Raw genomic sequence first — 25,106 nt, 5'->3', positions numbered from 1 at the left:
AGGCGGCCGTTCAGGCCGGTAGCAATTCGTCGATCAACTGCCGCAGCGTGGGCAGGTGCACGGGCTTGGTCTGGTAGCTGTGCGCGCCGGCTGCCAGCGCGGCCTCCATCTGCGCGGGCATGGCATCGGCCGACACCATGATGACCGGGATGTGCGCCGTGTCCGGGTTGGCCTTGAGCAGTTTCAATACCTCCAGGCCGGAGGCGTCGGGCAGGTGCAGGTCCAGCAAGATCAGATTGGGGCGCGGGCCCTGCAGGTGGTTGTGCAGCACGCCCAGGGCCTCTTCTGCCGTGGGCACCACCGACACGCTCAAGCCAGGGTGATCGCTGAAGCCCTGCCGGATCAGGTCGGCATTGATGGCGTTGTCTTCCACATAGAGCACATGGCGATGCGCGTCCTGCGGGGCGCTCGGTCCGGTGTCCTGCTTGGGGCGTCCGGCGTCGGGGTTTGGGGGGCTCAGGTCGAGGGTGGGCAGCACCAGCGTGAACGTGCTGCCCTCGTTTTCGCGGCTGTGCACCTCCAGGGTGCCCTGCATCAGTTCGGCCAGATGCCGGCTGATCACCAGGCCGATGCCCGTGCCTTCGGTCTGACTGCCCTCGCGCCCCAGGCGGTTGAAGGGCTGGAACAGCTGTGCCTGCTGCGACGCACTCATGCCCAGGCCGGTGTCCGAGACGGCAATGCGCAACTTGGGCTGTGGTGTGCCGTCGGCGTCACGCGTGACGCTCACGGTCACCTGACCTTGCGGCCGGTTGTACTTGATGGCATTGCTCATCAGGTTGGTGAGGATCTGGCGCAGGCGGGTGGGGTCGGCGTGCACTCCCCAGTGACGGGGCAGCTGGGCGGGCCCCTGCAGGGTGATACCCAGTTTCTGAGCCTTGTCCTGCACCAGGCTGAGGGCGGCCTGCAGGGCCTCGGTCACCGGCATGGGGTGGCAGTTCAGGCGCATGGTGCCGCTGTCCACCCGGGAAATGTCGAGCACGTCGTCGATCATGTCCAGCAGGTGCCAGCCGGCCTGCTGAATCTGCTGCACCCGGTGGCGTTGGGACGGGGGCAGGGGGGACGAGTTGTCCAGCTCCATCACCTGTGCAAAGCCCAGCACGGCATTGAGCGGGGTGCGCAGTTCATGGCTCATGCGCGACAGGAAGTCCGACTTGGCCCGGTTGGCCTGGTCGGCGGCCTCATGCAGGCGGCGCGCCTCCTGCATGGCCTCTTGCAGATGCCGGGCATGCCCGGTCATCACCAGCAACAAGGTGCCCAGCGCCGTCGCCAACAAGGTGCCGACCACCGCCAGCAGCCAGAAGGTGGCGCCGTCGCCTGCCATGGGAATGGGGGCACGGGCCCACACTGCCAGTGTCCAGGTCTGTCCCGCAAAGGTCACTGGCACCCGTTGCAGGTGGCGAGGCGGATGGCTGGCATCCAGATGCACGCAGGCGGGCGAGCCGCCCAGCAGGCGTTCGCCCAGCGCGCCGCTCTCGTACAGGCAGGCAGCCAGGTGGGCCGGCATGTCGCGCAAGATGGAGGCCAGGGCGTCGTCCATGCGCAAGGTCAGGAACAGGGTGCCGCGGACGGCCAGGCGCCGCTCGGCCAGGGTCCGGGGCTCGCCGTCATAGACCGGGCGGTAGATCACCACCCCTTGCTGCATGCCCGTTTCCTGGATCAGTTGAAAGCCTGGGGTGGCTTGCAGCGTGTCGGTGTCCCGGGCGTGCTCATAGGTGGTGCGGGTTTCGGGGCGCGACAGGACGTTGAAGCCCAGGGCGCGCAGGTTGTGACGCTGGGGCTCGATGTAGCGCAGGGCCAGCACCTCGCTCCCTTGAGGGGGGCGGCGCTCCAGCCCATCGTAGACCCGGTAATCGGGCAGGCCCTCACGGCGCTGCGCGGCTTCAAACGCCGGCAGATCGGCGATGGCCACCCGCTCTTCCCACCCCATGGCCTGCACGCTGTCCAGGGTGTCCAGCCAGTAGCGGGTGGCGCGGTGAAATTCGACGCGCGACACGCTTTCGGAGCCGTCCATCAGGCCATGCAGGGCCTCGACCGCGTGCAGATAGCCATGGAGGCGGAGCTCGACCGCGCCCGTCGTGGCCTCGACCGATTGCTGGAACACCGCATTCTGTCGCTCCTGATGCCAGGCGCTGAGTTGGCGCACCGCCAAGGTCAGCAGCACGGCGGTGATCACCAGCGGGATGCTGACCGTGCGTCGGCGCGGGCGCCACAGGCTGGCGGGTTGGCCGACCAGGGGCAGCAGCAGCGGCGTCCCGATCAGCGTCCCCAGGGTGTCCCCGGCCCACCAGTTGAGAAAAAAGTGCAGTGCTTCGCCATCGGGGAGGTCCCCGATCAGGACCATCGCGCCGGTGGCCACGCTGGCCGACACCAGGCAGGTCAGCGGGCCGGCCTGCAGTAAAAAGCGCAGGATCTGGCCGGGTTGTTCCAGTGCCAGTTCTTTGCGGCCCCGCTCGGTGGTCAAGGCCCACGCCACCCAGGCCTGCAGGCCGATGCCCACGCCCACCACCACCGCCAGGGCGGCCATCGCGGGCAGGGCCAGGGCGTGTTGCATGACCGAGTGATAAAACACCGACACCGTGGCGCCGCCCGCGCCCACAGCCCACACCATGCGAGGCCCCCAACCCAGCGCGAAAGCCAGGCCCAGCCCCGAGGCCAGGTACATGGGCGAGACGAAGTCGCTGTGGATGGACAGGGCGACGCTGGACACCCCGGTGATCGTGTAAATCAGCCAGGTGAGGATCAGACGAAGCCAGGGCGAGGTCAGGAGCATGGACATGCGCTCTACATTAGCATCGGTGCCCGTGTTGCGGCATTGGGCTTTCGCCCCGGAGCCCCCCTCCCAAGAGGGAGGGGCCTAGACTGCCGCCCTCTGTTTGGATCTTTCAGGAGCCCGTCCATGAACCGTCTGTCACGCCTGTTGCCCGCTCTCACGCTGAGCCTGTTGACCTTGGGGGCCGTGCCTGCCGTGCACGCCGAAGCACCTCAGGTGCGCACCCAGGTGCCGGGTTACCAGCGCCACATGGTGGGACAGTTCGAGGTCACCGCGCTGTACGACGGACGCATCCAGCTCGACAGCAAGCTGCTGAAGAACGCCACGCCCCACGACATCTCTCAATTGCTGGCCCGTTCGTTCCGCAGCTCGCCCATGCCCACGGCGGTGATTGCCTTCCTCGTCAACACCGGCAAGCAGTTGGTGCTGGTCGATGCCGGTGCGGCCCAGCTGTTCGGCCCAGGCCTCGGGCAGGTGCATGCCAATCTGCGCGCTGCGGGCTACCAGCCCGAGCAGGTGGACGCGGTCTTGCTGACCCACTTGCATGGTGACCATGTGGGGGGCCTGCGCACCGCCGACGGCCAGATGGCTTTCCCCAACGCCCAGGTGTACGTCTCGAAGGTGGACGCCGATCACTGGCTCAACCCGGCCGTCATGGCCAAGGCCCCGGCGGCCGCGCAAGGTTTCTTCCAGGCCGCGCAGAACTCGGTGGCGCCTTACGTCCAGGCCGGCCGCCTGCGCACCTACGCCGGCACGGATGAAATCCTGCCAGGCGTGCGCCCGGTGCAGACCCACGGTCACACCCCGGGCCACACCAGCTACCTGTTCAGCTCGCAGGGCCAGCAGCTGCTCATCTGGGGTGACATCGTGCACAACGCGGCGGTGCAGTTCCCCAAGCCTCAGGTCACCATCGAATTCGACAGCGTGCCGGCACAGGCGCTGGCCACGCGCCTGAAGGTGCTAGGCTGGACGGCCAAGGACGCGCTGCCGGTGGCCGGGGCCCATTTGCCCTTCCCCGGGATCGGTCAGGTGCGTGCCGAAGGCAAGGGACGCTACAGCTGGGTGCCGGTCGATTACGCGGCCAGCCAGCCCTGACCCCGGTGCGAGGGCGCCAACTTGTGGCGTTAAACGGCGGGAAATGGTCAGGATGGACCAACTAGGCCCATCTTTCCGCCTTATTCCCCTGTGTGAGGGCGCCCACCGTCCTATACTGGAAGATCAATCAGCAGGCTGGGTGACAGGCCTGCATCGCGGGTTCGAATAGGCACACACACGCCATGACTTCCAAATTCAAAATTGCAGGCTGGGTCGCGCTCGGGGCGCTGGCGGGTGGTTTGACCACCATGCAGTTCGGGGCCACCGCACGCAGCGCCATGGCGCCTCTGCCTTTGGAAGAAATGCAGCAACTCGCTGCCGTCTTCGGCATGGTCAAGACCGACTATGTCGAGCCCACCGACGAGAAAAAGCTCATCAGCGACGCCATCTCCGGCATGGTCGCCGGGCTCGATCCGCACTCGGTCTATTTTGACAAGACCTCGTTCAAGGAATTCCGCGAGGGCACGACCGGCAAGTTCGTCGGCGTTGGCATTGAAATCGGCATGGAAGACGGTCTGGTCAAGATCGTCTCCCCGATTGAAGGCTCCCCCGCCTTCCGCGCCGGCCTCAGGACGGGCGACCTCATCACCAAGATTGACGACACCTTCGTCAAGGGCTTGACCATGGACCAGGCTGTCAAGCGCATGCGCGGCGAGCCCAGTACCAAGGTCGTTCTCACCATTTTCCGCAAGAACGAGAACCGCAGCTTCCCTGTCACCATCGTGCGCGAAGAAATCCGTGTGCAAAGCGTGCGCGCCAAGCTCATCGAGCCGGGCTACGGCTGGATCCGTGTCAGCCAGTTCCAGGACCGCACGGTCGAAGACTTCGCCACCAAGGTGGCCGCGCTCTACAAAGACGATCCCAAGCTCAAGGGCCTGGTGCTCGACCTGCGCAACGACCCCGGTGGTCTGCTCGAAGGTGCCATCGCCATCTCGGCCGCCTTCCTGCCCGCTGACGTGACCGTGGTCTCGACCAATGGTCAGTTGCCCGAGTCGAAGCAGACATTCAAGGCCCGCGTCGAGGACTACACCCGCCGCTTTGGCGTTGACCCGCTGGCCAAGCTGCCCGCCGCGCTCAAGAAGGTGCCGCTGGTGGTGCTGGTCAACGAAGGCTCCGCCTCGGCCTCCGAGATCGTGGCCGGTGCGTTGCAGGATCACAAGCGCGCCACCATCTTGGGCGCGCAAACCTTCGGCAAGGGCTCGGTGCAGACCGTGCGCCAGCTCACCGCCGACACCGCCCTCAAGATCACCACGGCCCGCTACTACACCCCCAGCGGCCGCTCCATCCAGGCCACGGGCATCGTGCCCGATGTGATGGTCGACGAGTCCGTCGATGGCAACCTCTACTCGGCCCTGCGCGTGCGCGAAGCCGATCTGGAAAAGCACATCGGCAGCGGCCAGGGCAAGGAAGAGAAGGACGAGGCACGCGAGAAGGCCCGTGAGGAAGCCCTCAAGAAGCTCGAAGAGGCCCGCAGCAAGACCAACGAGCCGCCCAAGCCGCTGCCCGAGTTCGGTTCGGCCGAAGACTTCCCCCTGCAGCAGGCCCTCAACCAGCTCAAGGGCAAGCCGGTGGTGGTGTCCAAGACCCTGACCGAACGCAAGCCTGAAGACACCAAGGCGCAGTGACGCCATGGGGGAATGAGCCGGCGTGATGCTTCTGGACGACGATCAGCAACTGCGCTACAGCCGTCACCTCCTGCTGGATGAGTGGTCGGAGGCTGCGCAAGAGCGTTTGTTGAACGCGCACGCGCTGGTCATCGGGGCCGGTGGCCTGGGGGCCCCCGCCCTGATGTACCTGGCCTCCTGCGGGGTGGGGCGCATCACCGTGGTCGACCCGGACACGGTCGACCTCACCAACCTGCAGCGCCAGATCGCCCATACCACGGCCCGCATTGGCCAGCCCAAGGTGCTGTCGGCCGAGCTGGCCATGGCCGAGCTCAACCCGGGCGTACAGGTCCATGCCATTGCCGAAGCCGCCGACGCGGCCTTGCTCGACACCTGGGTGCCCCAGGCCCAGGTCGTGCTCGACTGCACCGACCGCTTCGCCATCCGCCAGACCATCAACCGCGCCTGCCGCGCCCATGGTGTGCCGCTGGTCTCGGCCTCGGCGGTGCGCTTTGACGGCCAGATCAGCGTGTTCGACCCGCGCGTGCCCGAGTCGCCCTGTTACGCCTGCCTGTTCCCGCCCGATGCGCCGCCCGAAGAAACCCGCTGCGCGCTCATGGGCGTGTTTGCCCCGGTGGTCGGCATGATGGGCGTGATGCAGGCGGGGGAGGCCATCAAGCTCCTGGCCGGCCTGCATGAGCCGGCCGTACCCGGCCACCACCAATCGCTGGCCGGGCGTCTCTTGCTGCTCGACGGGCGCGACTGGTCCTGGACCACCTTGCGCGCACACCGCTCGCCGGATTGCCCGGTGTGTGGCCCGTGCGGCCCGGGTGCCGCGCGGCCCTGACCTTTTGACCTGATGCCTGACATGAACAACCCCAAAGAACTGCTCGAACGCAACTTCCCCACGGCCGATCAGGATGCCCGCAGCGCCCGCCGTCCGTCTCTGTACGCGGGAGAAGACAGCAGCTACGACCTGGCCTTCACCGACAACGACTTTCTGCTGCACCCCGACCTGCGCCCGGTGCGCATGCAGCTGGAGCTGCTCAAGCCCGAGATGGTGCAGCGCGAGGAGAACATCGAGTCCACCATCGTGGTGTTCGGCAGCGCTCGCATCCTCGCGGCCGAGCAGGCCCAGCTCAAGCTGCAGGAAGCCGAGGACCTGCCCAGCGGCCCGGCCCGCGAGCATGCCGTGCGCACCGCCCGGCGCCACGTCGACATGGCCCGTTTCTACGAAGAAGCGCGGGCCTTTTCCAGCCTGGTCACCGAGCACTCGGCCCGGCTCGCGACGCCCATCTATGTCGTCACCGGTGGGGGCCCGGGCGTCATGGAGGCTGGCAACCGGGGGGCCTTCGAGGTGGGCGGCAAGAGCCTGGGGCTCAACATCGTGCTGCCCCACGAGCAGGAGCCCAACCCCTACATCACGCCACGCCTGTGCTTCCAGTTCCACTACTTTGCGCTGCGCAAGATGCACTTCCTGATGCGCTCGATCGCGCTGGTGTGCTTCCCCGGTGGTTTCGGCACGCTCGACGAGCTGTTTGAAACCCTCACGCTGATCCAGACCGGCAAGTGCCGCAAGCGCCCGGTGCTGTTGTTCGGACGCGAGTTCTGGACCAAGCTGATCAACTTCGATCACCTGGTCGACACCGGCATGATCAGCCCCGAAGACCTCAATCTCTTCCGCTTTGTGGAGACGGCCGACGAAGCCTGGGAGACCCTGCAACAGGTGTACGGCCTGGGTCAGACGGGTGCCGCAGAAAGCCCCAGCGGTTGGTGAACCCCATGAGCGCCGCGCTGCCCAACCCACCTGTGCGTGTGCGCCTCATCGGGGCGCCCACCGACATCGGGGCCAGCATGCGGGGCGCTTCCATGGCCCCGGAGGCCCTGCGGGTGGCGGGCCTGGTGCCGGCGCTCATGCGGCAGGGGCTGACGGTGCGCGACGGTGGCAACGTTCAAGGCCCCCCCAATCCAGAGCAGGCGCCCCGCCAGGGCTACCGCCACCTGCCCGAGTGCGCGCAATGGAACCGTGCCGTGTACCGCGAGGTCGATGCGTCCTTGCGGGCCGGTGAGGTGCCCCTGCTCATGGGCGGGGACCACAGCCTGGCGATTGGCTCCATCACGGCCGTGGCCGCCCATTGCCGGGCCAACGGCCTGGAGCTGCGGGTGATCTGGCTGGATGCCCACGCCGACTTCAACACCTGCGACATCACCCCCAGCGGCAACCTTCACGGCATGCCCGTGGCGGTGCTGTGTGGGCACGGGCCTGAGGCACTGCGCCATCTGGCGCCCACGGACGGCGACGCCCCGGTCCTGCAGCCGAGCGCGTTGCGTCTGATCGGCGTGCGCAGCGTCGACCCGCTGGAGCGGCAGTTCGTCCATGCCCAAGGCCTCGACGTCTTCGACATGCGCCACCTCGACGAACATGGCATGCGCAAGGTGATGGAGCAGGCCCTGATGGGCGTGGGCGAGCGCACCCACCTGCACGTCAGCTTCGATGTCGACTTCCTTGACCCCGATATCGCGCCGGGGGTGGGCACCCCGGTGCGCGGCGGGCCGTCCTACCGCGAAGCGCAGTTGTGCATGGAGATGCTGGCCGACACCGGGCGCGTCGGCTCCCTGGACGTGGTCGAGCTCAACCCGGCACGCGACATCCAGAACCGCACCGCCGAGATCGTCGTCGATCTGCTGGAAGGCCTGTTTGGCAAAAGCACCTTGATGCGCCCGCGCCCGTGAGCCCGTCGCACCTCGCCCCCACATCGCTGCGTCCCCGCCCCGCAGGCAAGACCGCGCTGATCCTGAGTGGTGGCGGCGCGCGCGCGGCCTACCAGGTGGGCGTGCTGCAGGGCTTGCAGCTCATCCGCCGCGATGCCGGTGAGCGCCGCCGCGGCAACCCCTTTCAGATCATCGCGGGCACCTCGGCCGGCGCGCTCAACGGCCTGGCGCTGGCCTGCCAGGCCGACCACTACGAGCTGGCCCTGCGCACCATGGTCGATGTCTGGCGCGACTTCCGCGCCGAGCAGGTCTACCGGGCCGACTCGCTGGGCGTGATCCGCAGCGGGGCGCAATGGCTCACGTTGTTCTCGCTGGGCTGGGCCCTGGCGCGCTGGCGTCGCATGCGCCCGCGCTCCCTGCTCGACAACAGCCCCTTGCGCGAGCTCTTGCCGCAGCTCTTCCAGGTTGATCGTCTGCCCCAGCTGATGGCCGATGGCCACCTGGAGGCCGTGGCCGTCACCGCGTCGAGCTACACCACCGGCGAGCACGTCACCTTCTACGACAGCGCCCAGCACATCGCGCCCTGGGCGCGCTCGCAGCGCCTGAGCGTGCGCGAGCCGCTCGGCATCGATCACCTGCTGGCTTCCTCGGCCATCCCCTTCGTCTTCCCCGCCATCCAGCTGTCGGTGCAAGGCCGCCCGCATTACTGCGGCGACGGCTCCATGCGTCAGGCCGCGCCCATCTCGCCGGCCATCCACCTGGGGGCCGACCGCATCCTGGTGATCGGGGTGGGGCGCCTGTACGAGCCGCCCGACCTGCGCGAGAAAGTGGTCGAGTACCCCAACCTGGCCCAGATCGCCGGCCACGCCATGTCCAGCATCTTCCTGGACTCGCTCACCGTGGACATCGAGCGCATGCAGCGCATCAACCACACGCTCAGCCTGATGACGCCCGAGCAGCGTCAGTACACCAGCTTGCGGCCCATCGACGCCCTGGTGATCGCGCCCAGCCAGCGCATCGACGACATCGCCGCCCGCCACCTGTGGGCCTTGCCGCCGGCGGTGCGCGCCATGCTTCGCGCCGTGGGCGTCTACGGCGAGGGCAAAAGTGCCCGGGGCGCCGCCCTGGCCAGTTACCTGTTGTTCGAGTCCTCCTTCACCCGTGAGCTGATCCACCTGGGCTTCACCGACGCGCTGGCCAAGCGCGACGAGGTCCGTGCCTTCTTCGGTTGGGGTGAGGGCGCCGAGCGCTCGGAGGACGTGACATGAGCGCTGCACGCCTGTGGCGCCTCCTGGGCATGGTGCTGCTGAGCCTGAGCCTGCTCGCCTGTGGTGAGCGCCCTGCCGAGGTCGACCCCAGCCCCCAGTACAGCCGTCAGGGCAAGGTGGAGACCCCGGTGTACGTGCTGGCCATCCACCCCCTGCACAACCCGGCGCGCCTGTTCGAGGTGTATGGCCCGCTGGTGGAGCACCTCAACCGTCAGATCCCCGCCGTCACTTTCGCGCTGGAGGCCTCGCGCAACTACGAGGACTTCGAGCGCAAGCTGGTCCGGCGGCAGGTGGCGTTCGCCTTGCCCAACCCCTACCAAACGCTGGTGGCGATGGATCACGGCTACCACGTCATCGCCAAGATGGGCGACGACGCGCAGTTTCGGGGCATCCTCCTCGTGCGGCGCGATGCCGGAATCCGCCAGGTCGGCGATCTGCGGGGCCGCAAAGTCGCTTACCCGGCGCCCACAGCGCTGGCCGCCACCATGCTGTCCCAGGCCTTCCTGCACAGCCAGGGGCTCAATGTCAACCGCGACATCGAGAACGTCTACGTGGGCTCCCAGGAGTCCAGCATCCTGAACGTCTACCTGGGGCGGGTGGCGGCGGCGGCCACCTGGTCGCAGCCCTGGCAGGCCTTTCAGAAAACCCACCCGGCGCAGGCGAAGGAGCTGATCGTGCAGTGGGAGACGGCGCCCCTGATCAACAACAGCGTGATGGTGCGCGATGACGTGCCCACGGCGACCGCCGACCGCGTGGCCCAGGAGTTGGCGACCCTGCACACCACGCCGCAGGGACGGGCCCTGCTGGCGGCCATGGAGTTGACGCGCTTCGAGCGCGCGGACGATGCCCGCTACGCGGGGGTTCGCGAGTTCATCGCCACCTTCCAGCGGACCGTGCGGCCCTTGTCCCAGGAGTACGCCCCATGAGATCGTCCGTGCGGCCCTTGCGACGCGCTTCCTTCAAGCACCAGATCATCGGGGTGTTCGTGCTGGGCTTTTGTCTCCTGAGCGCGGCCTTTGTCGCCCACAACGTCCGTGAGCAAAGCGACAATTTCGCCCGCGAAAACAACCAGGCCGCAGCGGGACTGGCGCAGGCCTTGGCCGTGAGTGCACGCTCCTGGGTGCTGGCCAACGACGTGGCCGGCCTGCAAGAGGTGGTCGAGGCTGTGCAGCGTTACCCCGGACTGCGTCATGCCATGGTCATCTCGCCCTCTGGTCGCGTGCTGGCCCACACCGATCCCACCAAGGTGGGCCTTTTTCTCAGCGATCCGGTCAGCCAGGCCCTGCTGGTCGCCACGCGTTCGGCCTTCACCCTGAGCGACGGCGAGGCGGGCATCGATCTGGCCGCGTCCATCCGCGCCGGCGACAAACCGGTGGCCTGGGCCCGGGTGGCCCTGGGGCGCGAGGCCATCCAGGCTGACCTGCGCCTGATCCGTGTGCATGGCGCCGTGTTCGTGTTCGGCTCGACCCTGCTGGCTTTGCTGGCCGCCTTGTACATCGCGCAGCGCCTCGGGCAACGGGTCGAGGCCCTCGTGCAGGTGACCGAAGAGGTGCGCGACGGGCACCTCGATGTGCGGGCGAGCGTCTCCGGCCGCCATGACGAAATCGACGCCCTGGCCGAGAGTTTCAACCGCATGCTCGGCAGCCTGGCCGACAACGCGCAGGCCCTGAAGGCGGCCTCGACCTACAGCCAAAGCCTGATCGAGGCCAACCTCGACCCCCTGGTGGTCGTCACACCCGACGGGCGCATCACCGACCTCAATCAGGCGGCCGAGCGCGTCTCGGGTCGCACACGTGCGGCGCTCATCGGCACCCCGTTTGCCGACTGTTTTACCGAGCCCGACCGAGCGCGCGCACTGTGCGAGCAGGTGCTGCGCGACGGCACCGTCCACGACTACCCCCTGAGCGTGGCCGACGTGGCCGGCCTGCAGCCCTACATGCTCAACAACGCGACGCTGCTGCGCGCACCCGACGGGCAGGTGAGCGGCCTGCTGGTGTCGGGCCGCGACGTCACCGAGCGGCAGCGGCTCGACGACGCCCTGCGCCGCTACAAGGACCGCCTCGAAGCCGAGGTGCAGCAGCGCACCGCCGACCTCGTGCTGGCGCGCAATGCCGCCGAAACCGCCAACCAGGCCAAGAGCGCCTTCCTGGCGAACATGAGCCATGAGCTGCGCACGCCGCTCAATGCCATCCTGGGCTTTTCCAGCCTCCTGACCATGGCGGCCGATCTGCCCGCCGACCACCGCCGCACGCTCGACATCATCAACCGCAGCGGCGAACACCTGCTACACCTCATCAACGATGTGCTCGACATGGCCAAGATCGAAGCCGGCCGGGCGCAGTTGCAGGAGGCCCCGTTCGACCTGGGTGGCCTGGTGCGCGACGTCACCGACATGATGACGGTGCGGGCCCAGGAAAAGGGCCTGTCCCTGCTGGTCGACCAGTCCTCGCAGTTTCCTCGCTACATCGTCGGCGACGAAGCCCGACTGCGCCAGGTGCTCATCAATCTGCTGGGCAACGCCATCAAGTTCACCGAACAGGGTGGGGTGGCGATTCGCCTGCAGCGACAGCCCGGCGAGGGCGGGGCCGCACGCCTCGTCATCGAGGTGGAAGACTCCGGGGCCGGCATCCTCGAGGCCGAGCAGGCTCGCATCTTCGAGCCCTTCATTCAGCTGGGCGAGCAAGGCGTCAACAAGGGCACAGGCCTGGGCCTGGCCATCACCCGACAGTTTGCCGTCTTGATGGGCGGGGCGATCACAGTGCACAGCACCGTGGGCCAGGGCTCGGTCTTCCGGCTGAACCTGCCACTGCACGAGGCGCAGGTCGCCGATCTGCCCCAAGCCGAGCAGGCCGAAGCCGGCCGGGTCACCGGCCTGCAGCCCGATCAGCCGCCTTGCCGCATCCTCATCGTGGAAGACCAGCGCGACAACCAGGTGCTGCTGTCGCGCCTGCTCGACGCCGTGGGCCTGCCCTGGAAGCTGGCCGAGAACGGCCAGGAAGCCGTGGCGCTGTTCCCGTCCTGGCAGCCCCACTTCATCTGGATGGACCACCGCATGCCCGTCATGGACGGCGAGGAAGCCACCCGTCGCATCCGCCAGTTGCCAGGCGGGCAGCAGGTCAAGATCGTCGCCGTGACCGCCTCGGCGCTGCGCGAGCAGCGAGCCGAACTGATCGCCGCCGGCATGGACGATTTCGTGCGCAAGCCCTACCGCGCCGGCGAGATCTACGCCTGCATGGCCCGTCATCTGGGTTTGCGCTACGTGTACGCAGACAGCGCGCCGTTGGCCTCTGCGGAGCCGCAAACCCTGCTCCCCGAAGCGCTGGCCACCGTGCCCGCCCCACTGCGTGAAGCCTTGGCGCAGGCGCTGCAAAGTCTGGACAGCACGCGCATCGACAGCGTCCTGACACAGGTCCACGCGCACAATGTGGGCTTGGCCGACACCCTGGCGCATCTGGTCGATGGCTTCGACTATCCCGCCATCCTGAAAGCATTGCACACCTTGCCCCATGGCTGATCACGGACGCATCCTGGCGGTGGACGACACCCCCGCCTCCCTGAAACTGCTCACGGAGTTGCTCAAGGCCGAGGGCTACGATGTGCGCTCGGCCATCCAGGGGGAGCTGGCGCTGCAAGCGGCCCAGATCGACCCGCCCGAGCTCGTTCTGCTCGACATCCGCATGCCCGAGATGGACGGCTTCGAAGTCTGCCGTCGCCTCAAGGCGCAAGCTGCCACGGCCCACATCCCCGTCATCTTTGTCAGCGCCCTGACCGACACTGAAGACAAAGTCCGCGGCTTCGAGCTGGGCGCGGTGGACTTCGTGACCAAACCCTATCAGCGCGAGGAACTGCTCGCTCGCGTGCGCACCCACCTCGAAGTGGTGCGCCTGCGCCATCATCTGGAAGACCAGGTCGAGCAGCGCACCCACAAGCTGCGTGAAAGCCGCGAGCAACTCAAAAAAACCCTGACCGACGTGATCACGGTGCTGGGTGCCACGGTCGAGGTGCGCGACCCCTACACCGCAGGGCACCAGCGCCGGGTGGCCCATCTGGCGGTGGCCATCGCCACCGAACTCCAGATGGCGCCCGAACAGATCGAAGGCCTGTACCTCGCCAGCGTGGTCCACGATTTCGGCAAGCTGCGCGTCCCGGCCGAGATCCTCAACAAGCCCGGGCGACTCAATCCGATCGAGTACGGCCTGGTGCAGGAGCATGTCGGCATCGGTCGCGACATCCTGCGGACCATCGACTTTCCCTGGCCGATCGCCGAGACCGTGGGCCAGCACCACGAGCGGCTCGATGGTTCGGGTTACCCGCTGGGCCTGCAAGGTGAGGCCATCTGCCCGGAAGCGCGGGTGCTGGCGGTGGCCGACGTGGTCGAAGCGATGGTGTCCCACCGACCCTACCGCCCCAGCCTGGGTCTGGACGCCGCCCTGGCCGAAATCACCGCGGCCCGCGGCACACGGTACGACGCCCAGGCGGTCGATGCCTGCGTGCGCCTGTTCCGCGAGCAGGCTTATCGCCTGCCTGACTGAGCGCGGGCCACTTTACTTCGTATTGACAGCGTGCTAAAGTAGAGAGCTTCGCTTTGTAAAAGGCGAAGAACAAGTTCTTTTAGAAAGGTCTCAACATGTACGCGGTCATAAAAACCGGTGGCAAGCAATACAAAGTTGCTGCTGGCGAAAAAATTAAAGTAGAACAGATTGCTGCGGACGTTGGCCAAGAGATCGTGATCGACCAGGTTCTGGCAGTCGGCTCCGGCGCAGAACTCAAGGTGGGCACGCCTTTGGTGGCTGGCGCAACCGTCGTTGCAACTGTTTTGTCGCAAGGTCGTCACGACAAGATCCGCATCTTCAAGATGCGCCGTCGTAAGCACTACCAAAAGCGCCAAGGCCACCGTCAGAACTACACAGAGCTGCAAATCAGCGCTGTGAACGCCTGATCTCGCGCCTTCTTCGTCTAACCTCAGTCACCAAGGAGCAGATCCATGGCACAGAAAAAAGGCGGCGGTTCCACGCGGAACGGCCGCGACTCGCAACCTAAGATGCTGGGCGTGAAGGCCTTCGGCGGTCAAGTGATCTCCGCAGGTTCCATCATCGTCCGTCAACGCGGCACCCGCTTCCACGCTGGCACCAACGTCGGCACCGGCCGCGACCACACCCTGTTCGCGCTGGTCGATGGCACCGTGTCCTTCACCGTCAAGGGCGCGTTGAACCGCAAGACCGTGGTTGTTACCGCGATCTGATCGGTCTTTGGCAGCCCACGGGCCTGCTGAACCAAAGCCCCGGCGTGCCGGGGCTTTTGTGTTTGTCGCCCGTCCAGATTTTTTGCCTGGGGCAGAGATAATCTCAGCCCAGGCCACACAAGGACACCCGTCTCATGAAATTCGTCGATGAAGCCACCATTGATGTGACCGCCGGCAACGGTGGCAGCGGATGCATCAGCTTCCGTCGCGAAAAATTCATCCCCTTCGGCGGCCCCAATGGCGGCGACGGCGGACGAGGCGGGCACGTCTATGTGGTCGCTGACCGCAACATCAACACCCTGATCGACTACCGCTATGCCCGCCACCACGAGGCGCGCAACGGTGAGCAAGGCCGTGGTTCCGACCAGTTCGGCGCGGCCGGCGAGGACATCGTCCTGCGCATGCCGGTGGGCACCATCATCCGCGACTTCGAAACCGGCGAAGTGATGATGGAACTGCTCGAGCATGGCGAAAAGCGCCTGCTGGCCAAGGGCGGTGACGGTGGCTTCGGCAACCTGCACTACAAGACCTCCACCAACCGCGCCCCGCGCAAGAAGACCGTCGGCTGGCCTGGCGAGGGTTACAAGCTCAAGCTGGAGTTGCGTGTGCTGGCCGACGTCGGCCTGCTGGGCATGCCCAACGCCGGCAAGTCCACCCTGATCGCGGCCATCTCGAACGCCCGCCCCAAGATCGCCGACTACCCCTTCACCACCTTGCATCCCAATCTGGGTGTGGTGCGTGTGGGCCCGGAAAAGAGTTTCGTGGTCGCCGACATCCCCGGCCTGATCGAAGGCGCTTCAGAAGGCGCCGGCCTGGGGCACCTGTTCCTGCGCCACTTGCAGCGCACCCGCGTGCTGCTGCACGTGATTGACCTGGCCCCGTTTGACGACACCGACCCGGTCAAGCAGGCCCGCGCCATCGTCAACGAACTCAAGATCTACGACGAAGAGCTCTACAACAAGCCTCGCTGGCTGGTGCTGAACAAGCTCGACATGGTCCCCGAGGCCGAGCGCGTCACCCGCGTGCTCGAGTTTGTGCGCCGCTACGGCTGGAAGGGCCCTGTGTTCCAGATTTCTGCGCTGACCCGCCAGGGCTGCGAGCAGCTGGTGCAGACCATCTACAAGCACGTGGCCAGCATGCAAGAGCATCACGAAGAGGCCGACATTCGCTTCGACGTGGAAGCCAGTCTGCCGATGGCGTCGGACCTGATGGCCCGCGCCGGCCTGTCGTACGACGAGGAACTCGAAGCCTTGATCAAGCCCAAGTCGGGTGCCGCACGCAAGGCCGCCGCCAAGAAAGCCCCGGCCAAGAAGGCTGCGGCGAAGAAAGTGCCTGCCAAGAAGGTCGCCGTGAAAAAGACTGCCGTGACGAAGGTTGCTGCGGTCAAGACTGCCACGGCGAAGACCGCAGCCGTCGCGCCCAAGGCCAGCGCCCAGAAAGCGCCGGCCAAGAAGGCGGCCCAGCCCAAGGCCATCGCAGCCAAATCGGCCAATACGGTGAAGACTCCGAAGGCGGTGAAGACACCTGTCACCCCGCCGGCGGCCAAGAAAGTGGTCGCCAAAAAGACCGTGAGCAAGGTGGCGGTGAAAACCGCCGTCAAGCCTGCGGTGAAGAAGGCGGCCGTCCAACCGGTGGCGGCGAAGAAAACGGTGGCGGTCAAGCCCGTGGCGGTGAAGAAGGTCGCTGCGCCCAAGGCGGCGCCCGCCAAGAAGGTGCCGGCGAAAAAGGCCGTGGCCCCCAAGGCGCCGGTGAAGACCGCCGCGGTCAAGAAAGCGCCAGCCCAGAAGGCGGCTGCCAAGAAGGTACCGGCCAAGAAGGCTCCCGCTCCCGCCAAGAAAGCCGTGGCCAAGAAAGCCGCCCGCTGAGTCCTGATCCCCGTTTGACCTGACCGAGCCTCCCGCCCATGAACGATGTGTTGAAGAACGCCCGCCGCATTGTCGTCAAGGTGGGCTCCAGTCTGGTCACGAACGAGGGCAAGGGCGTGGACGCCGAGGCCATTGGCACCTGGTGCCGTCAGATGGCTGCCCTGGCGCAAGATGGTCGGGAGGTCATCATGGTCTCCAGCGGCGCCATCGCCGAGGGCATGAAGCGCCTGGGCTGGGCCACCCGTCCCAAGGAAATCCACGCCCTGCAGGCCGCCGCCGCCGTCGGTCAGATGGGCCTGGCGCAGATGTACGAAACCAAGCTGCGCGAGCACGGCATGGGCAGCGCCCAGGTGCTGCTCACGCACGCCGACCTGGCCGACCGCGAGCGTTACCTCAACGCCCGCTCCACCTTGCTGACCCTGCTGTCGCACCAGGTGGTGCCCGTCATCAACGAGAACGACACCGTCGTCACCGACGAAATCAAGTTCGGTGACAACGACACGCTGGGTGCGCTGGTCGCCAACCTGGTCGAGGCCGACGCCCTGGTCATCCTCACCGACCAGAAGGGCCTCTACAGCGCCGACCCGCGCAAGGACCCCGACGCCCGCTTCATCGACGTCTGCACTGCGGGTGACCCCGCGCTGGAGCAGATGGCCGGCGGCGCCGGCTCGCGCGTGGGCACCGGGGGTATGATCACCAAGGTGCTGGCCGCCAAGCGTGCCGCCGGCAGTGGCGCATCCACCGTGATTGCCTGGGGCCGTGAGCCCGACGTGCTGGTGCGCCTCACCCAGGGCGAGGCCATCGGTTCGCTCTTCGTGGCCGACACCGCCAAGCTCACCGCGCGCAAGCAGTGGATGGCCGACCACCTGCAACTGCGTGGGGCCGTGGTCATCGACGACGGTGCCGTGACGGCCTTGCGCGACGAAGGCAAGAGCCTGCTGCCCATCGGCATGACTGAGGTGGAGGGCGAGTTCTTCCGCGGTGACGTCATCGCCGTGCGCAACAGCCAGGGCCAGGACGTGGCCCGCGGCCTGGCCAACTACGCCAGCAGCGAAGCGCGCCTGCTGGTGCGCAAGGCCTCGGCCGACATCGAGGCGGCGCTGGGCTTCACCAACGAGCCCGAAATGATCCACCGCGACAACCTCGTGCTGGCCTGAGCGGTCCAGCCCGCGAGAGGCGCCTGACGCGATCCCCTGAATGGGGAGGGAGGCGGGTTCACCCTGCATAGGGGCGTTCGGACGTCACGTGAGAATCAGTCCCGAGACTTATTTCACGTGTTCTGCCCCCGGAGACCCTCACCATGTCCCTCGCCACCCGCTCCTTCTTCCGCCCCCAATCCCTGGCACTGGCCGCCGCCGCGCTGCTGTCTTCCGTGGCCGTGTCGGCCCATGCCAAGAACGTCGTCTGCGTCTGGGACGTGGCTGGCAAGTCCGGCGACGTCTACGCGGCCTCCACCGACTATGCCCTGGCCATGCAAAAGAACGGGGCTGACATGGAGCTCAAGGGCTACGTCGACGAACGCGTGGCCATCGAAGACTTCCGCGCCGGCCAGTGCGATGCCGTGGTGGCCACCTCCTTCCGCACCCGCCAGTTCAATGGCATCGCCGGCTCGATCGACAGCGTCGGCTCGACCCTGATCATCCGCAATGGCAAGGTCGACATCGACGCAGGCTACGAAGTGCTGCGCAAGGTCATCCAGGTGTTTTCCTCTCCCCAGGCCGGCAAGATGATGGTCGACGGCAACTACGAAGTGGGCGGCATCTTCCCGCTGGGCGCAGCCTATCCCATCGTCCGTGACCGCAAGAACAACACCGTCGAGTCTCTGTCGGGCAAGAAGATCGCCGCCTTCGACTACGACAAGGCTCAGAGCATGATGATCCAGCGCATCGGCGCCCAGCCGGTGTCCGTGGACGTGACCAACATCGGTCCGAAGTTCAACAACGGCTTCCTCGACATGGTGACCTTGCCGGCCGTGGCCTACAAGCCTTTCGAGCTGCACAAGGGCATTGGCAAGACCGGCGGCATCGGCCGTCTGCCCATCGTGATCCCCACCGTGCAGATCATGCTCAACAAGAGCAAGTTCCCCGAAGGCTTTGGCGACAAGTCGCGTCAGTTCTGGCTGGCCCAGTTTGACCGCGCGCTGAACATCGTCAAGACCGCTGAAAAGGGCATTCCCGCCAGCACCTGGGAGGACTTCCCGGCCGAGAGCATCCCCAAGTACGCCATCATGTACCGTGAGGCTCGCCTGGACATCGCCAAGCAGGGCATCTACAACAAGACGACCCTGAACGTGATGAAGAAGGCCCGTTGCAGCGTCAACCCCTCGGATGCCGAGTGCGCCACCCCGCGTGAAATCGACTGATTGACGCTGCACACCGCCCGGCTGCGGTCGGGTGGTGTGGGCATCAAAGCAAAGGCCCGGAGGCGCAAGCCTGTCGGGCCTTTCTGTTCCTGATGGGTGCGCAAGCGCTCAATAGCGTGAAACGGGGACGGTGTGGTGGTGCTCGTCGTCCACGGACATCGCGTCGTCGCTCTCCGAGCTCCCGTCGTGGGCTTCATCCAGCCGATGCGAGCGCATGTTGCCACGCAGGAAGCGGTTGCCCGGGACCTGTGGCTTGGGCAGAAAGCGGGCCAGCTCGGACAGGGCCATCTCGTACACGCCCCGCTTGAACTCGATCACGCTCTCCAACGGCACCCAGTACTCGTGCCAACGCCAGGCGTCGAACTCGGGGTGGTTGGTGGCGCGCAGGTTCATGTCGCTGTCGCGACCCGTGAGCTGCAGCAGGAACCAGATCTGTTTCTGGCCGCGGTAATGGCCGCGCGCGTCCTTGCGGATGAAGTGCATGGGCACCTCGTAGCGCAGCCAGTCGCGCGTGCGCGCGATGATCTGGACGTGGTCGGGCAGCAAGCCCACTTCTTCGTGGAGCTCGCGGAACATCGCCTGCTCGGGCGACTCACCGTATTTGATGCCGCCTTGTGGGAACTGCCAGGAGTGGGTGCGGATGCGTTTGCCCCAGAAGACCTGGTTACGGTGATTGAGCAGGATGATGCCGACGTTAGGCCGAAAGCCTTCGCGGTCGAGCATAATCAACTCCAAATTTTCAACTGGTTTCATTATTGCACCGCTGTGCCGGATCGCCTAGTGTGGTCATCCCGGCACCTTGCGGTGCCTTTGCATTGGTTCCCATGAAAGCCTCTCAGTTCTTCATCTCCACCCTCAAGGAAGCCCCGGCCGATGCCGAGATCGTCAGCCACAAGCTGATGATGCGCGCTGGTCTGATCAAGAAGCTGGGGGCCGGGCTCTACAACTACATGCCCATGGGTCTGCGCAGCATCCGCAAGGTCGAGGCCATCATCCGTGACGAGCTGACCAAGGCTGGTTGCGTCGAGCTGGTCATGCCCGTGGTGCAGCCCGCCGAGTTGTGGGAAGAAACGGGTCGTTTCGAGAAGATGGGCGAGGAAATGCTGCGGTTCAAGGATCGCCATGGCCGCGACTTCGTGATCCAGCCCACCGCCGAAGAGGTGATCACCGACATCGCCCGCCAGGAGCTGCGCAGCTACCGCCAGCTGCCCAAGAACTTCTACCAGATCCAGACCAAGTTCCGCGACGAGCGCCGTCCGCGCTTTGGCGTGATGCGCGGCCGCGAGTTCACGATGAAGGACGCCTACTCCTTCGACCGGGACGTCGAGAGCGCCGGCAAGACCTACGACGGCATGTTTGCCGCCTACACCCGCATCTTCGAGCGTCTGGGCCTGCAGTTCCGCGCCGTGGCGGCCGACACCGGCGCCATCGGTGGCGACCGTTCGCACGAGTTCCAGGTGATCGCTGACACGGGCGAAGACGCCATCGTCTACTGCCCCACCAGCGACTACGCCGCCAACATCGAACTGGCCGAGGCCGTGGCCCTGATCGACCACCGCGCCGCCCCGGCCGCCGCCCTGACCAAAGTCGCCACGCCGGGCAAGAGTACCTGCCCGGACGTGGCGGAGTTGCTGGGTCTGCCGCTGAGCCAGACCGTCAAGTCCCTGGTGCTGGCGACCGATGAGACCAATGAGGTCGGCGAGATCGTCAAGTCCACGGTCTGGCTGCTGCTGGTGCGTGGCGACCATGACCTCAACGAGGTCAAAGCCGGCAAGATCCAGTTGGCCGACGGCACCGGTTTGAAGGCCGGTTTCCGCTTTGCCACCGAGAGCGAAATCGTCGAACACTTTGGCACCAAGCCCGGCTACCTGGGCCCGGTCCAGTTGCGCAAGCCCGTGAAGGTGATCGCCGACCGCACCGTGGCGGCCATGAGCGACTTCGTCTGTGGTGCCAACGAAGCAGGCTTCCACATTCAGGGGGTGAACTGGGGCCGTGACCTGCCCGAGCCTGATCTGGTCGCGGACATCCGCAACGTCGTCGAAGGCGATCCGTCGCCGGACGGTCAAGGCGTGCTGGCCATCCAGCGCGGCATCGAAGTGGGCCATGTGTTCTACCTGGGCACCAAATACTCCCAGGCCATGAACGCAACCTTCCTGGACGTGGACGGCAAGCCCAAGCACTTCGAGATGGGCTGCTACGGCATCGGCGTGACCCGCATCCTGGGGGCGGCCATCGAGCAAAAGCACGACGCGCGCGGCATCATCTGGCCCGACAGCATCGCGCCGTTCACCGTGGTGATCTGCCCGGTGGGCTACGACCGCTCCGAAGCCGTCAAGGCGGCGGCCGACCAGTTGCACGCCGACCTGCTGGCCAAGGGCGTGGACGTGATCCTCGATGACCGGGGCGAGCGTCCGGGCGCGATGTTTGCCGACTGGGAGCTGATTGGCGTGCCGCACCGCGTGGTGCTGGGCGACAAGGGCCTCAAGGAGGGCCTGGCGGAGTACCAAGGCCGCCAGGATGCCGAAGCCACCAAGGTGCCGGTGAGCGATGTGTTGGTGCATGTGCTGGCACGATTGCACGGAGCGTGAGGGAAGCTTGCCAGAGGCGAGCGACAAGGCGCACCAGATGCGGTATGGTTCGGTGATGTCTGTTGGGTCGTTGTTTCGCTGCTTTCGGCAAATTCCAGGGTCTCTGTTCATGAACCACCGTGGGCCCCACGCAGGGCGCGTGTGGTGTCGTGCAGGTGCGCGTGCGCTGTGCGCCGTCGGCCTGCTGGCCGCGAGCCTGCCCAGCGCCTGGGCCGGGGCGCAGATCGAGGAGCCTTTGGCCGACTCGGTGCGCTCTGCCCTGTCCGCCGCTGTGGGGCGTGGTGAACCGCCCAAGCTTGTGTTCGCCGACGAGGCACAACGCCAGCAGTGCGCCCGCTGGACGCAGGCTCAGGAAGCCCGCTTGCGCAAACGCAAGCCCGAGGAACTGGTGCGCACCGAGTTCCTCAACACCGTCTGCTACGAAGCCAAGCGGGCGGGCCTGGAGCCTTCGCTGGTGCTGGGCCTGATTCAGGTGGAAAGCGGGTTCCGCAAGCACGCCATTTCTCACGCTGGGGCGCGCGGCTACATGCAGATCATGCCGTTCTGGTCGCGCACCATCGGCAATGGCGATCCGTCCACCTTGTTCCACATGCAGACCAACATCCGCTTTGGCTGCGTGATCCTGCGCCACTACCTCGACCGTGAAAAGGGCAACCTCTTCATGGCGCTGGGGCGCTACAACGGCAGCCGCGGGCGTGCCGAGTACCCGAACATGGTCACCGCCGCCGCACGGGTCTGGCGCAATCAGGACGCCGCGGCCACGCGTCTGGCCGAGGGTTCGGCCACGGTGCAGAAGGTCAGCTACACCCGGCCTTGAGCGGGTAACAGCCTCACGCCCCCGTGAGCCGGGGGGCGGGTGTGATGCCGTGGGCGTTGCCGGTCGGTCAGAATCCTCTGTATGACCACACACACCAATGGGGCAGGGATGGCAGGCTGGCGCAACTGGAAGACCGGTTTGGTCGCGGGCGCGATGGCGCTGTGTTCCACCTGGGCTACGGCGGCCTTCTCGACGGCGGACGCCACCGTGAGCGGCGATGCCCTGCTCACGCTGGACAGTGTGTCCGGCTTGGCCTGGTTGGACCTGAGTGCGACGCGGGGGCTGTCGGTCACGCAGGTGAGAACGAGTGAGTGGCTGGCGCAAGGCTTTCGCTTCGCCACCTTGGCCGAAGTGGATGAACTCGTGGCGCACAGTGCCTCGAACCTGGATGTGGTGGACTGGCTGGGCGGCTGGGCCGCATCGCCGGAGCTGAGCGCGAACCTGGGCGGGCCGACCACCGTGCTGGCGGGGGCCGTGGGCGACGACGGCTTGCTGGAAGCCCAGACGCAGCTTCCTCTGGTGACCTTGTGGCTGACCCGCGAGACGGTCATCTCACCTGGCGGTGATGTGCTCACGGACTACTCTCACACAACGCCGATGGCCATATCCGACCCAGAGAACCTCGGCACAACGCCGATCGCAATGTCTGGCCCAGTCGGCAGTCCGGAAGACGTTTGGTCCGCGCTCTCACCTGAGCTTCGGGAAGACCTGTTGGCCTATCAGGCCCAGTCTGGCTCATCCCAAAGTCTGGGAGACTTTTTGCGCCGTCGCGATGCGCTGGTTGCCCTTGATGCCAGCAGTCCGGATTTCGGGGTGTTTCTGGTCCGGAATGTGACCGCCGTACCCGAGCCCGCCACCTGGGCGATGATGGGCCTGGGTCTGGTCGGCTTGTGGGTGCTCGGGCGCCGTCGCGTCTGATCACGTTGTGGTTGCCCGTCACGGGCAACCAACATACAGGGTCACAAACCCTGCCATTCCTGCGGGTGCGCTTGCTCGATTTGCAGCAGCGCCAGCACGCGCTCGACCGTCTCGTTGACCAACTCGTCGATGCTTTGCGGCCGGTGGTAGAACGCCGGCAGCGGCGGAAAGACGATGCCGCCCATCTCTGTGACGGCGGTCATGTTGCGCAGGTGGGCCAGATTGAAGGGCGTTTCGCGCACCATCAACACCAGGCGACGGCGCTCTTTGAGCGTCACGTCGGCCGCACGGGTCAGCAGGTTGTCACCCAGGCCGTGCGCCACGGCGGCCAGGGTCTTCATCGTACAGGGGGCGATCACCATCGCGTCGGTGGCAAAACTGCCGCTGGCGATGCAGGCGCCCACGTCACCGGGAGCGTGGGCTTCGGTCGCCAGGGCCTCCAGCGCCGAACGGTCAAGGCCGAGTTCATGGTGCACATTGAGGATGCCCGCCGGGGTCGCGACCAGATGGGTCTGCACCCCGAGGGTGCGGGCACGCTCCAGCAGGCGCACGCCGTAGATGGCGCCGCTGGCCCCTGTGATGCCCACGATGAGGCGCGATGGGCGCGTGGCGCTCATCAGCCGGCTTGCTGGCCGCCCAGGATCTGTTGCAGTTCGCCGGCCTGGTACATCTCCATCATGATGTCCGAGCCGCCGACGAATTCACCGTTGATGTAGAGCTGGGGGATGGTCGGCCAGTTGGCGTATTCCTTGATGCCCTGGCGGATGCCTTCGTCTTCCAGCACGTTCACGGTGGCCAGATCGGTCACGCCGCAGGCCTTGAGGATCTGCACCGCGCGGCCGGAGAAACCACATTGCGGGAACTGGGCCGTGCCCTTCATGAACAGCACCACGCGGTTGCCTTTGACCAGATCGTCAATGCGTTGTTGAACGTCGCTCATAACCACACCATCTTGTTGAAAAGAAAACAGCCGAGCTTATATCAGGACCGGCCGTCTGGCGCACGCTGCGGTGGATTCACCCGCGTTCAGAAGGCTTAGTTCAGAAGGCGTAGTCCACCGACACCTTGATGAGGGGGCGCCATTGCAGTTTGCCAGCCAACGGATTGCCGCCCAGGCCATCGGTGGCCGAGACGCCGGGGCGTTGGGGGTCGCGTTGGCCGGCGGCGGTCAGGCCGATGTCGGCATTGAAATGCGAGGGGAGTGCGCCATCGGACGTGTCCCCCAGTGAGGTGCTGTAGCCCGCACCGATGTAGGCCATGGTGCGGTCGCTGCCCTGGTGGTGGTCGGGTAGACGCAGCAGGTCCAGGCGCTGCAGGCTGAGGTTGAGGCCGGGGCTTTGCGCGCCGCCGGTCCACCAGGCTTGCTCGACGTGGCCGCGCAAGAGGCCGGCCGTGGCGCGGAAGCCGCCGTCGAGGTGGTAGTCGGACAGGATGTGCAGGCTGCGCAGCTGCAAGCCGGCAGGGCTGGGTTGGGCCAGCACGAAGTTGTTTTTCAGCGGGTCGACGGGGCGGTCGATGACGACGCCGATGCGGCCTTCCCACTGGGGCCAGAGCTGGCGCCCTTTGGCCTGCAAGCCGGCGCCGTCGACCGTCGCACGCCAGGGCAGGTGCACGGCGGTGTAGGGCGCTTGGGCCATTTGGCGCAAGGCATGGGCGGCGGGCGGCACCAACTGGGCCTGGGCCGGCACCGAGCAGGCCAGGAGCAGGAGGCCGCAGAACGCCCCGGCATCGAGGCGATGCCGGGTGGGCCGCTTGGGCGGAGGGCAGGGCTGGGCGTCGATGGGCGTGTGCATGTCGGGCTCCGTCGCGGGAAGGTCATGCTACGCCGTGGCCTCGGCCCTGTGTCAGCGAGATGTGTGCATTCG

21 protein-coding genes and 1 pseudogene are annotated in these 25,106 nt (G+C 66.4%); 17 read left to right on the top strand and 5 right to left on the bottom strand.

Annotated features, from left to right (window positions below; genetic code table 11):
• Nucleotides 1-10: 10 nt before the first annotated feature.
• Nucleotides 11-2,776, bottom strand: coding sequence for a CHASE domain-containing protein (locus tag AC3WW4_RS15970; protein WP_488829429.1), 2,766 nt, complete (start codon nucleotides 2,774-2,776; stop codon nucleotides 11-13).
• A gap of 120 nt (nucleotides 2,777-2,896) precedes the next feature.
• Between AC3WW4_RS15970 and AC3WW4_RS15965 the strand changes: the two genes are divergently transcribed.
• From AC3WW4_RS15965 to AC3WW4_RS15900, 14 genes and pseudogenes are all read left to right on the top strand, one after another.
• Nucleotides 2,897-3,865, top strand: coding sequence for an MBL fold metallo-hydrolase (locus AC3WW4_RS15965; protein WP_488829428.1), 969 nt, complete (start codon nucleotides 2,897-2,899; stop codon nucleotides 3,863-3,865).
• Between the two features lie 182 nt (nucleotides 3,866-4,047).
• A complete protein-coding gene (locus AC3WW4_RS15960; protein ID WP_488829427.1) occupies nucleotides 4,048-5,490 on the top strand; it encodes a S41 family peptidase in 1,443 nt (480 codons plus the stop codon).
• A gap of 31 nt (nucleotides 5,491-5,521) precedes the next feature.
• The gene (locus tag AC3WW4_RS15955; protein WP_488829784.1) at nucleotides 5,522-6,316 is read left to right on the top strand and encodes a HesA/MoeB/ThiF family protein; all 795 of its coding nucleotides are present in this window, start codon (nucleotides 5,522-5,524) and stop codon (nucleotides 6,314-6,316) included.
• Nucleotides 6,317-6,337: 21 nt separating this feature from the next.
• Nucleotides 6,338-7,246 (top strand): LOG family protein, encoded by a 909-nt coding sequence (locus tag AC3WW4_RS15950; RefSeq protein WP_488829426.1) that lies wholly within the window; start codon nucleotides 6,338-6,340, stop codon nucleotides 7,244-7,246.
• A 5-nt stretch (nucleotides 7,247-7,251) separates the two neighbouring features.
• Complete coding sequence (gene rocF, locus AC3WW4_RS15945; RefSeq protein ID WP_488829425.1) at nucleotides 7,252-8,202, top strand: arginase; 951 nt, start codon at nucleotides 7,252-7,254, stop codon at nucleotides 8,200-8,202.
• On the top strand, nucleotides 8,199-9,449 hold the full coding sequence (locus tag AC3WW4_RS15940; RefSeq protein WP_488829424.1) for a patatin-like phospholipase family protein: 1,251 nt from the start codon (nucleotides 8,199-8,201) through the stop codon (nucleotides 9,447-9,449). Before rocF ends, AC3WW4_RS15940 begins: the two co-directional genes overlap by 4 nt.
• Nucleotides 9,446-10,375: a phosphate/phosphite/phosphonate ABC transporter substrate-binding protein gene (locus AC3WW4_RS15935; protein WP_488829423.1), complete on the top strand. Its 930-nt coding sequence runs from the start codon at nucleotides 9,446-9,448 to the stop codon at nucleotides 10,373-10,375. The genes AC3WW4_RS15940 and AC3WW4_RS15935 overlap by 4 nt, the downstream gene beginning before the upstream one ends.
• Nucleotides 10,372-12,963, top strand: coding sequence for an ATP-binding protein (locus AC3WW4_RS15930; protein ID WP_488829422.1), 2,592 nt, complete (start codon nucleotides 10,372-10,374; stop codon nucleotides 12,961-12,963). The genes AC3WW4_RS15935 and AC3WW4_RS15930 overlap by 4 nt, the downstream gene beginning before the upstream one ends.
• Complete coding sequence (locus AC3WW4_RS15925; RefSeq protein ID WP_488829421.1) at nucleotides 12,956-13,981, top strand: HD domain-containing phosphohydrolase; 1,026 nt, start codon at nucleotides 12,956-12,958, stop codon at nucleotides 13,979-13,981. Before AC3WW4_RS15930 ends, AC3WW4_RS15925 begins: the two co-directional genes overlap by 8 nt.
• A gap of 95 nt (nucleotides 13,982-14,076) precedes the next feature.
• On the top strand, nucleotides 14,077-14,388 hold the full coding sequence (gene rplU, locus AC3WW4_RS15920; RefSeq protein ID WP_290730197.1) for a 50S ribosomal protein L21: 312 nt from the start codon (nucleotides 14,077-14,079) through the stop codon (nucleotides 14,386-14,388).
• A 45-nt stretch (nucleotides 14,389-14,433) separates the two neighbouring features.
• Nucleotides 14,434-14,691, top strand: a complete 258-nt coding sequence (rpmA, locus tag AC3WW4_RS15915; protein ID WP_300156345.1) for a 50S ribosomal protein L27 — start codon at nucleotides 14,434-14,436, stop codon at nucleotides 14,689-14,691.
• Nucleotides 14,692-14,825: 134 nt separating this feature from the next.
• A pseudogene (cgtA, locus tag AC3WW4_RS15910) lies at nucleotides 14,826-15,863 on the top strand (Obg family GTPase CgtA); the annotation flags it as partial.
• Between the two features lie 731 nt (nucleotides 15,864-16,594).
• Nucleotides 16,595-17,713, top strand: a complete 1,119-nt coding sequence (gene proB, locus AC3WW4_RS15905) for a glutamate 5-kinase (protein ID WP_488829420.1) — start codon at nucleotides 16,595-16,597, stop codon at nucleotides 17,711-17,713.
• A gap of 143 nt (nucleotides 17,714-17,856) precedes the next feature.
• Complete coding sequence (locus tag AC3WW4_RS15900; protein WP_488829419.1) at nucleotides 17,857-18,918, top strand: putative solute-binding protein; 1,062 nt, start codon at nucleotides 17,857-17,859, stop codon at nucleotides 18,916-18,918.
• Nucleotides 18,919-19,026: 108 nt separating this feature from the next.
• On the opposite strand, the gene AC3WW4_RS15895 is transcribed toward AC3WW4_RS15900, so the two are convergent.
• A complete protein-coding gene (locus AC3WW4_RS15895) occupies nucleotides 19,027-19,641 on the bottom strand; it encodes an RNA pyrophosphohydrolase (protein WP_488829418.1) in 615 nt (204 codons plus the stop codon).
• Between the two features lie 101 nt (nucleotides 19,642-19,742).
• On the opposite strand from AC3WW4_RS15895, the gene AC3WW4_RS15890 reads away from it, so the two are divergent.
• The 3 genes from AC3WW4_RS15890 (at nucleotide 19,743) to AC3WW4_RS15880 (ending at nucleotide 23,241) form a co-directional block, all read left to right on the top strand.
• Complete coding sequence (locus AC3WW4_RS15890; protein ID WP_488829417.1) at nucleotides 19,743-21,506, top strand: proline--tRNA ligase; 1,764 nt, start codon at nucleotides 19,743-19,745, stop codon at nucleotides 21,504-21,506.
• Nucleotides 21,507-21,615: 109 nt separating this feature from the next.
• Nucleotides 21,616-22,323, top strand: coding sequence for a lytic transglycosylase domain-containing protein (locus tag AC3WW4_RS15885; protein ID WP_488829416.1), 708 nt, complete (start codon nucleotides 21,616-21,618; stop codon nucleotides 22,321-22,323).
• 81 nt (nucleotides 22,324-22,404) lie between these two features.
• Nucleotides 22,405-23,241, top strand: coding sequence for a PEP-CTERM sorting domain-containing protein (locus AC3WW4_RS15880; protein ID WP_488829415.1), 837 nt, complete (start codon nucleotides 22,405-22,407; stop codon nucleotides 23,239-23,241).
• Nucleotides 23,242-23,282: 41 nt separating this feature from the next.
• Here AC3WW4_RS15880 and AC3WW4_RS15875 read toward each other — a convergent pair whose 3' ends face one another.
• The 3 genes from AC3WW4_RS15875 to AC3WW4_RS15865 form a co-directional block, all read right to left on the bottom strand.
• Nucleotides 23,283-23,858 (bottom strand): UbiX family flavin prenyltransferase, encoded by a 576-nt coding sequence (locus tag AC3WW4_RS15875; protein WP_488829414.1) that lies wholly within the window; start codon nucleotides 23,856-23,858, stop codon nucleotides 23,283-23,285.
• Nucleotides 23,858-24,181 (bottom strand): Grx4 family monothiol glutaredoxin, encoded by a 324-nt coding sequence (grxD, locus tag AC3WW4_RS15870; RefSeq protein ID WP_488829413.1) that lies wholly within the window; start codon nucleotides 24,179-24,181, stop codon nucleotides 23,858-23,860. The genes AC3WW4_RS15875 and grxD overlap by 1 nt, the downstream gene beginning before the upstream one ends.
• A gap of 100 nt (nucleotides 24,182-24,281) precedes the next feature.
• Nucleotides 24,282-25,034, bottom strand: coding sequence for a hypothetical protein (locus AC3WW4_RS15865; protein WP_488829412.1), 753 nt, complete (start codon nucleotides 25,032-25,034; stop codon nucleotides 24,282-24,284).
• Nucleotides 25,035-25,106: the final 72 nt, after the last annotated feature.

The sequence above is a fragment of the Aquabacterium sp. TM01 genome, assembly GCF_057808345.1.
The sequence above is the reverse complement of the archived record's forward strand: the minus strand, read 5'-3'. Positions and strand labels throughout refer to the sequence as shown.